The sequence below is a fragment of the Trinickia sp. genome, assembly GCF_051961175.1.
Lineage (GTDB): Bacteria > Pseudomonadota > Gammaproteobacteria > Burkholderiales > Burkholderiaceae > Trinickia.
The window spans coordinates 1-8086 of the sequence record NZ_JBQCDN010000377.1; the positions used below are offsets into that span (position 1 = coordinate 1).

The following is an 8086-nucleotide window of genomic DNA, read 5'->3' on the forward strand; positions in this document are numbered from 1 at the left end:
CGCAGATGGTCATGGGGCGACACAACTACGTGTCGCGGATCGTGATCTATGGGTTGCTGGCCGTATTCGCACTGGTCTACCTGGTGCCGCTTGCCGTGATGATGCTGACGTCGTTCAAGCCGCTGCCGGAGGTGTATAGCGGCAACATTCTCGCGCTGCCGCGCGAATGGACGCTGCAGCCGTGGATCAAGGCATGGGGCGAGGCGTGCGTCGGCCTCGACTGTTCGGGCGTGAAAGGGTTCTTCTGGAACTCGACGCGCTTGGTGGTTGCGGCCGTCGCGATTTCGACCTTCATCGGCGCGCTGAACGGCTACGTGCTGACGAAGTGGCGCTTCAAAGGCGACAACGTCCTGTTCGGTCTCGTGCTGTTCGGCTGCTTCATTCCGTTCCAGATCGTGCTGATTCCGATGGCTACATTTCTCGGCAAGATCGGACTCGCGCAGTCGATCACGGGTCTTGTGTTCGTGCACGTCGTCTACGGCCTATGCTTCACGACGTTGTACTTCCGTAACTACTACATCTCGTTTCCGGATGAGCTTGTAAAGGCCGCGATGATCGACGGTGCGCGCTTCTTCCGGATTTTTCTGCGCATCCTGCTGCCGTCGTCGGGCGCGATCGTCACTGTCACCGTGATTTGGCAGTTCACCAATATCTGGAACGACTTCCTATTCGGTGCTTCGTTCACGACAGGCAGTACCGCGCCAATTACGGTGGCGCTCAACAATATTGTCAACACGTCGACGGGCGTGCGTGAGTACAACGTGCAGATGGCGGCCGCGGTGATCACCGCGCTGCCCACGCTGCTGGTTTATATCGTCGGCGGCCGCTACTTCGTGCGCGGCATGATGGCCGGCTCTGTAAAGGGATAAGCAAATGGCTTCGCTGCATATTTCGAATGTCCGCAAGGCCTACGGCGCCACGGAAATCCTGAAGAACATCAACATCGATGTGTCGCACGGCGATTTTCTGGTGCTGGTCGGTCCATCCGGATGCGGGAAATCGACGCTGCTATCCTTGGTCGCCGGGCTCGACACCATCTCCGGCGGCGAGATCCTCATTGGCGAGGACCGGGTCAACGATCTGCATCCTAGCGAGCGTGACATCGCCATGGTGTTTCAGAGCTACGCGCTCTATCCGAATATGACGGTCGGCCAGAACATCAGTTTCGGTCTGGAGATGCGCAAGGTGCCGAAGGCCGAACGCGAAAAGGCCGTCGCCGATGCCGCCCGCCTGCTTCAGATCGATCATCTCATCGACCGCCGTCCCGCGCAGCTATCCGGCGGCCAGCGCCAGCGAGTGGCCATGGGGCGAGCGCTCGTGCGCAAGCCGAAGATCTTCTTGTTCGATGAGCCGCTTTCGAATCTCGATGCGAAGCTGCGCGTCGACATGCGGACCGAGATCAAGAAACTCCATCAGCGTCTCGGCGCGACGATCGTTTACGTCACGCATGACCAGATCGAGGCAATGACGCTGGCGACACGCATTGCCGTGATGAAGGGCGGTGTGATCCAGCAGTTCGGTACGCCAGCTGAGATCTACAACTCGCCGGCCAATACGTTTGTCGCGACGTTCATGGGCTCGCCGTCGATGAACCTGATTCCGTCCTCGCTCGCCACGCAGGACGCCAAGCTGTTTCTGACAATGGGTGAAGGTGCGGCGGCGGTCAAGCTGGAATTGCCGCCACAGCAGGCAGAGGCCGCTTTCGGTTTCGCGGGAAAGAAAGTCATTGTGGGTTTGCGGCCGGAAGCGATCGGGGTCGAGCATAGTCGCTCGCAAAGCGCGGTGCGAGAGGTCGACGTGAAGATGCTTGTGATGGAGCCGACAGGCCCGGACGTGTTCGCCGTCATCGAGATGGGTGGCGTTGAAGTGGGAGCACGCCTGGGTGCCGATATTCCGCATTCTGCTGGTGAGCGTTGCACGCTGCGTGTGGATCTGTCGAAACTCGTGCTTTTCGACGCGCAGACGGAACAGAGGATCGGGTGATGAGTACCGATGTCCCTGACGTAGCCCGGAGCCGGCCGGAGGTCATGAAGCGCGGGCGCGGTCCCGTTGCGCTGGTTACTGGCGGTAGGCGCGGCATCGCCCGGGCGATTGCCATCGAGTTGGCAGGCCGCGGCTATGACGTCGCCATCACGGACCTCGAAGACGATGAGGAAGCCTCGATCACGCTACGTGGCGTCGAAGATCACGGCGGCCGCGCGCTGTTCGTCCAGTCAAATCTTGGCGACGTGGCATCGCATGCGGCAGTCGTCGAACAGGTGCTCTGCTGGGCCGATCGGATCGACTGCCTCGTCAACAACGCGGGAATCGGTTCGCCGGTTCGAGGCGATCTCCTCGATGTCGGTCCGCAAGCCTTCGACCAGGTGCTCGGCGTGAACCTCAAAGGGACGTTCTTTATGACGCAGGCCGTGGCGAGGCACATGCTGTCCGCAGCATCCCCGCATCCGCGCTCCATCGTAACGGTCTCGTCGGTGTCCGCGACGATGGCTTCGCCGGAGCGTGCAGAGTATTGCCTCTCGAAAGCGGCACTGCCGATGATGACCCGGCTCTTTGCGCTGCGACTCGCCAAGTCCGGCATACCCGTGTTCGAAGTGCGGCCTGGGATCATCCGCACGCCGATGACCGCAGGCGTCGCGCAGAAATACGAAGCGCGCTTTGCCGAGGGGCTTGTACCGATGACGCGCTGGGGAGAGACGGGCGACGTAGCCAAAGCCGTCGCACAGCTGGTCGGCGGTTCGTTGCAGTTCGCCACGGGGAGCGTGCTGAGCGTCGACGGCGGCCTGTCGATTCCCGCGTTTTGAAGGCAAGCACCATGAACACTGAAACGTTCGATTTCATCATCACGGGCGGAGGGTCGGCCGGCTGCGTGCTCGCGAACCGCCTGAGTGCCGATCCTTCGGCCAGGGTGCTGCTCCTCGAGGCGGGTGGCAGCGATCGCAATCCGTTGTTTCACATGCCCGCCGGCTTCGCAAAGATGACGAAGGGCATCGGCTCGTGGGGCTGGCACACGGTGCCGCAGCAATACCTGAAAGGGCGCGTGCTGCGCTTCACGCAGGCCAAGGTGATCGGCGGCGGATCGTCGATCAATGCGCAAATCTATACACGTGGCGTGCCGGCGGACTACGACGAATGGGAATCGCTGGGCGGCGCCACGGGCTGGAGCTATCACGACGTATTACCGTACTTTCGCCGGTCGGAGAACAACCAGCGCTTCGCGAACAAGTATCACGCGTATGGCGGTCCGCTCGGCGTGTCGAACCCGATTAGTCCGCTGCCGATCTGCGAAGCGTTTTTCCAAGCCGGGCAGGAAATGGGGATGCCGTTCAATCCCGACTTCAACGGTTCCAGCCAGGACGGTCTCGGCTATTACCAACTGACGCAGCTCAACGCACGCCGGTCGTCCGCGTCAGCCGCCTTTCTCGAGCCGGTGCTGGGTAGGCCGAACCTGACCGTGCGGCTGCAGTCGCGCGCGTTGCGCGTGATCGTGGAAGGCCACCGTGCCGTTGGCGTCGAGGTGGCATGCAGCGCCGATCGCACGCCGGCCATCATCCGCGCGACGCGCGAGGTGATCGTCTCGTCGGGCGCGATCGGTTCGCCGCGTCTGTTGATGCACTCGGGAATCGGGCCGGCCGATCATCTCGAGTCGGTGGGTATTCGCCCCGTTCACGATCTGCCGGGCGTCGGCGCCAATCTTCAGGATCACCTGGATCTGTTCGTCATCGCAGAATGCACGGGCGATCACACATACGACAAGTACAACAAGCTTCACAATGCGGCGTGGGCGGGGCTTCAATACTTGTTGTTGAAGAAAGGCCCGGTGGCGTCGAGCCTCTTTGAGACCGGCGGATTCTGGTACGCGGATGGCGCACCGTCAGCAGCGGTTCGTTCGCCGGATATCCAATTTCACCTCGGGCTCGGCTCCGGCATCGAGGCGGGCATGGCGAAGCTGAACCATGCGGGTGTCACGCTAAACACCGCGTATCTTCGGCCAAAATCGCGCGGCACCGTCAAGCTGCCGAATGCGGATCCCAACGCGGCACCGCTGATCGACCCGAGCTATTGGTCGGATCCACAGGATCGCAAGGCGGCGCTCGATGGATTGCGGCTTGCGCGCGAACTGATGAGCAAGCCGGCGATGAAGCGCTTCGTGCAGACAGAGATACTGCCTGGCGCGAAGGTGCGCACTGAAGACGAACTGTTCGACTACGCATGTGCAAACGCCAAAACCGACCATCACCCGGTCGGCACCTGCAGGATGGGGCCCCCGGCTGATCCGATGAGCGTCGTCGCGCCGGACTTGCGGCTATTGGGAATCGAGAACTTGCGTGTCGTCGACGCGTCCGTGATGCCGTTTTTGCCATCGTGCAACACCAATGCGCCGACGATCATGATCGGCGAGAAAGCAGCCGACCACATTCTCGGACGCATCCACCCGCCCGAAGCTGGGAGCACCGATCTGCAATCAACCACGGCTGCCGCATCGAACACTCACTGAGAGATCCGATCATGAAGATTCGTCTTCCAGTCGCAGACGGCCGCATCGCGGACTACCGCCTGCAGCGCCCTGACTGCCTCGTCTTGCCGTCTGCCCTGACTTTCAACCGTGTAGCGTACGCGGCCGCACACATTGTTGTCGATCCGGTGCAAGCCTATGAACCGTGGTCCGCCACGCCGGCGATCGACTGGGACAAAACGCTTGAGTTTCGCAGCTATCTCTACCGGCTTGGCTTTAAAGTAGCCGAGGCGATGGACACCGCTCAACGCGGCATGGGGCTTGGTTGGCATAGCGCAGCTGAACTGATCCGCCGCAGCGTTGCCCACGCCAGGCAGATTCCGGGCGCTGACCTCGCGTGCGGCGCGGGCACCGACCATCTCGACGACCGCCGCAGACACAGCCTGTCGGACATCACAGCTGCTTACAAAGAGCAGTTCGACGTCGTCGAAAGTGCTGGAGGCCGCGCAATCATGATGGCGAGCCGTGCGCTGTGTGCAGCAGCGCGTTCGTCCGATGACTACAAGAACGTGTACGACGCCGTCATTACGGAAAGCCGCAACAAAATCGTCCTGCATTGGCTCGGTGAAGCGTTCGACGCATCGCTTACTGGTTATTGGGGGAGCGGCGATGTGCGGACCGCGATGGCCTCCGTGCTAGACATCATCCGCCTTCACGCGGGCAAGATCGAAGGCATCAAGATTTCGCTGCTCAATGCGGAGTACGAACGCGAACTGCGCTCGCAGTTACCTGATGGCGTGAAGATGTACACCGGCGACGACTTCAACTTTGGTGACCTGATAGCAGGCGACAGCACGGGCATTTCGCACGCGCTGCTCGGCATCTTCGATCCAATTGCCCCAGTCGCTGCGCAGGCGCTAGGTTTGCTCGCAAAACAGGATCTCGACGGCTACCGCGCAGTGATCGATCCGACCGTCGCGCTTTCGCGCGAACTGTTCCGCGCGCCGACGCAATTCTACAAAGCCGGCGTGGTGTTCCTCGCGTGGTTGAACGGGCATCAGGATCATTTCTCCATGGCGGGCGGCATGGAGTCCGCGCGCTCTGTGTTGCACTTCGCGGAGGTCTTTCGTAAGGCCGATGCGGCGGGCGTGCTGATTCGGCCGGAGCTCGCGGTCGAACGCATGGCACGCTTCCTGAGCGTGCATGCGGGAATCGGGCAGTGACACGGGGCGGTACGCGAGGAGGTCGGATATGCCACAACAGCGCCATAGCCGGCGCTATGGCAACGACGAGCGACGCCGCCTGGCGGTCAAATGGGCGATTTCATATCAAAGGAACTTGCGGGGCAGGGCACTAGCTGCGCTTTTCCAGCGAAAGCGGCCTGATCTCGAGGGGTATTGCGTCCTCTGCCGCTATGTTGGGGCCGGCGAACGCTTGGCGATAGACGGCGGGCGTCATCTGCTTGAATGCACGAAACTGCCGGTTGAAATTGGCGACGTTCGGGAACCCGGAGCGTGAAGCAACCACGGACACCGGCCATGATGTATCGACGAGCATCCGGCACGCGTGGCCGATGCGGACGCGATTTAAGTATTTGCCAACGCTTTCGCCGAGATGTTGAACGAAGTAGCGATTTAGCGTTCGCTCCGAAAGGGTCGCTGCTTCGGCCAGTTCGCGCAGCGTCAGACGGCTCGCAAATCGCGCGTCGATGACGCTCAGCGCGCGATTCAGACGCTCGGGTTCGTGGCCTGATGGCCGCCCCACCAGCCCTTGGTTGAATGCGGCGGGGGAGGCAAGCGGTGTTGCATCCATGTCTGCGAGCTGGCACAACACATTGAGCACGACACTCAGTCGTTCCCTCGGTGATTGCGACAGCAGCGCAACGAGCTGTTGACTAACCGCTACCCCGGCCTCGGGCTCAAATGCGAGACCAGACGCTCCTCTGCGCAAAAGCCTTCGAAGCGGTTCGTATTCCGGGCAGCAATCAGCCAAACGCCTCGCCCACTCGCCGCTAAACCAGACAACGATTGCCACCTGCGGCGCTCCTGCGTCGATCGACCTGTTCGAGGCCCAAGTGTGCGGCAGATCCGGCGGTACGAGCACCAGGTCATTGCCTTCATAGACAGTCACCGAGTCGCCGATGTAGCGCTTGCCGCGGCTGTTCATCGTGAGGGTGAGTTCGTACTCCGGATGGTGATGCCATTCGAACGGTATGCGGGGGAGCTTGCGCTGGTAGACCCGGATGGAACACCCTGCATCCATCGTCACGTGTTCGTACGCTGGTTTCATGGCAAGAAGCGCAAAGAGATTGTCCGAATTATATCGCTATAGCTGCGTTCTTGGCGCTAAGCTGTGGGCACACTACAGAACACATGGAGACGCGCTGTGAAATCCCTGCATATTGAAGACATGCCAGCGGCAATCCGCTCGGTCAAGAAGCAACTGCGCCAGAGTCTTCCCAACTACCGCGAAGTATTTGAGGAAGTGGACGCCGAAATCAGGCGCAAGGTGGACGCCATCGTAGGCGAGCGCCAACGTGGTGAATCGGTAATCCCGGAGATTCAGTACGCGGACATTGCCGCGGGACACGTGAGCGACTCGGCTATTGCGGCGATCAAGGATCGCGGCGCATGCGTCGTGCGCGGCGTATTCAGTCCGGAACGGGGCGAAGCATGGGACAACGAAATCGCGCAATATGTTGAGCGAAATCGTCTGGACGAGAAACTCGCCTATAGGGCAGAAGATAAGTTTTTTGGCACGCTCTCATCGAGCAAGCCGCAAATTTACGGAATTTACTGGTCCGGCCCGCAGGTGGAAGCGCGACAGTCTCCCGAACTCACTCAGACCCGCGTCTTTTTGAACAGTCTCTGGAAGTGGCAGAGCGAAGGTCGGATTCATTTTGATCCGAGGCAGGCTCCGGTCTATGCGGACCGTCTGCGCCGGCGTCCTCCGGGTTCCGAATCGTTGGGCCTCTCAGCGCATTGCGATGGGGGGTCGGTGGAACGTTGGCTCGATGACAACTTCCGGCGCGTCTATCGTCACGTGTTTAACGGTGAATGGCGCCAGTATGATGCTTTCGACGCGGCCTACCGGCCAGAGGTGCGTGAGATTCGCTCCCCGACCGTGTGTTCGATGTTCCGCACTTTCCAAGGGTGGACCGCTTTGACTCCGCAAGGGCCGGGGGACGGCACGCTGCAACTTGTGCCGATCGCGAACGCAATGGTCTATGTGCTGTTGCGGGCGCTTCAGGATGACGTTCCCGATGACGATCTGTGCGGCGCCATGCCGGGACGTGCGCTGTCAATCAGCACGGAATGGCATGGGCCTCTTCAGGAAGCGCTTACGTCGATTCCCGTCATGCAGGCCGGTGATACCGTCTTTTGGCACTGCGACTTGATTCACGCGGTCGAGGATGCTCATCGCGGGACCGGATATAGCAACGTCATGTACATCGCGGCGGCCCCTGGCTGCGAAAAAAATGACGTAGCTCGGAAACGGCAACTGCCCGCATTCCGGAAAGGCGAGAGCCCGCCGGACTTCCCAGCCGACAACTTCGAGCGCGATTTCGTCGGCCGTGCGACCGAGGCCAGTTTGACGGAGCGGGGAAAGCAGCAACTGGGGTTCGATCTCTAG

At 61.0% G+C, this 8086-nt stretch carries 7 protein-coding genes; 6 read left to right on the forward strand and 1 reads right to left on the reverse strand.

The window, feature by feature from the left end; translation table 11 throughout:
- The first annotated feature begins 5 nt into the window (after positions 1 to 5).
- Genes ACTHL0_RS21645 through ACTHL0_RS21665 form a run of 5 tightly spaced genes read left to right on the forward strand, consistent with a single transcriptional unit; the run spans position 6 to position 5676 of the window.
- Positions 6 to 869 carry a carbohydrate ABC transporter permease gene (locus tag ACTHL0_RS21645; protein WP_440568957.1) on the forward strand — a complete coding sequence of 288 codons (864 nt, stop codon included), beginning with the start codon at positions 6 to 8 and terminating at the stop codon, positions 867 to 869.
- A 4-nt stretch (positions 870 to 873) separates the two neighbouring features.
- Positions 874 to 1983, forward strand: coding sequence for an ABC transporter ATP-binding protein (locus ACTHL0_RS21650; protein WP_440568952.1), 1110 nt, complete (start codon positions 874 to 876; stop codon positions 1981 to 1983).
- Complete coding sequence (locus ACTHL0_RS21655) at positions 1983 to 2801, forward strand: 3-ketoacyl-ACP reductase (RefSeq protein ID WP_440568953.1); 819 nt, start codon at positions 1983 to 1985, stop codon at positions 2799 to 2801. Before ACTHL0_RS21650 ends, ACTHL0_RS21655 begins: the two co-directional genes overlap by 1 nt.
- Positions 2802 to 2812: 11 nt before the next feature.
- A complete protein-coding gene (locus tag ACTHL0_RS21660; protein WP_440568954.1) occupies positions 2813 to 4495 on the forward strand; it encodes a GMC family oxidoreductase in 1683 nt (560 codons plus the stop codon).
- A gap of 11 nt (positions 4496 to 4506) precedes the next feature.
- Complete coding sequence (locus tag ACTHL0_RS21665; protein ID WP_440568955.1) at positions 4507 to 5676, forward strand: dihydrodipicolinate synthase family protein; 1170 nt, start codon at positions 4507 to 4509, stop codon at positions 5674 to 5676.
- A gap of 130 nt (positions 5677 to 5806) precedes the next feature.
- Here the strand turns inward: ACTHL0_RS21665 and ACTHL0_RS21670 are convergent, their stop codons facing one another.
- A complete protein-coding gene (locus ACTHL0_RS21670) occupies positions 5807 to 6742 on the reverse strand; it encodes a helix-turn-helix domain-containing protein (protein WP_440568956.1) in 936 nt (311 codons plus the stop codon).
- A gap of 120 nt (positions 6743 to 6862) precedes the next feature.
- On the opposite strand from ACTHL0_RS21670, the gene ACTHL0_RS21675 reads away from it, so the two are divergent.
- A complete protein-coding gene (locus ACTHL0_RS21675; protein ID WP_440568958.1) occupies positions 6863 to 8086 on the forward strand; it encodes a DUF1479 domain-containing protein in 1224 nt (407 codons plus the stop codon).

What these genes read in the sequence shown, in the direction of transcription:
- ACTHL0_RS21645 (WP_440568957.1), top strand. Translation starts at nt 6, where the DNA reads ATGGTCATGGGGCGACACAACTACGTGTCGCGGATCGTGATCTATGGG.
- ACTHL0_RS21650 (WP_440568952.1), top strand. Translation starts at nt 874, where the DNA reads ATGGCTTCGCTGCATATTTCGAATGTCCGCAAGGCCTACGGCGCCACG.
- ACTHL0_RS21655 (WP_440568953.1), top strand. Translation starts at nt 1,983, where the DNA reads ATGAGTACCGATGTCCCTGACGTAGCCCGGAGCCGGCCGGAGGTCATG.
- ACTHL0_RS21660 (WP_440568954.1), top strand. Translation starts at nt 2,813, where the DNA reads ATGAACACTGAAACGTTCGATTTCATCATCACGGGCGGAGGGTCGGCC.
- ACTHL0_RS21665 (WP_440568955.1), top strand. Translation starts at nt 4,507, where the DNA reads ATGAAGATTCGTCTTCCAGTCGCAGACGGCCGCATCGCGGACTACCGC.
- ACTHL0_RS21670 (WP_440568956.1), bottom strand. Translation starts at nt 6,742, where the DNA reads ATGAAACCAGCGTACGAACACGTGACGATGGATGCAGGGTGTTCCATC.
- ACTHL0_RS21675 (WP_440568958.1), top strand. Translation starts at nt 6,863, where the DNA reads ATGCCAGCGGCAATCCGCTCGGTCAAGAAGCAACTGCGCCAGAGTCTT.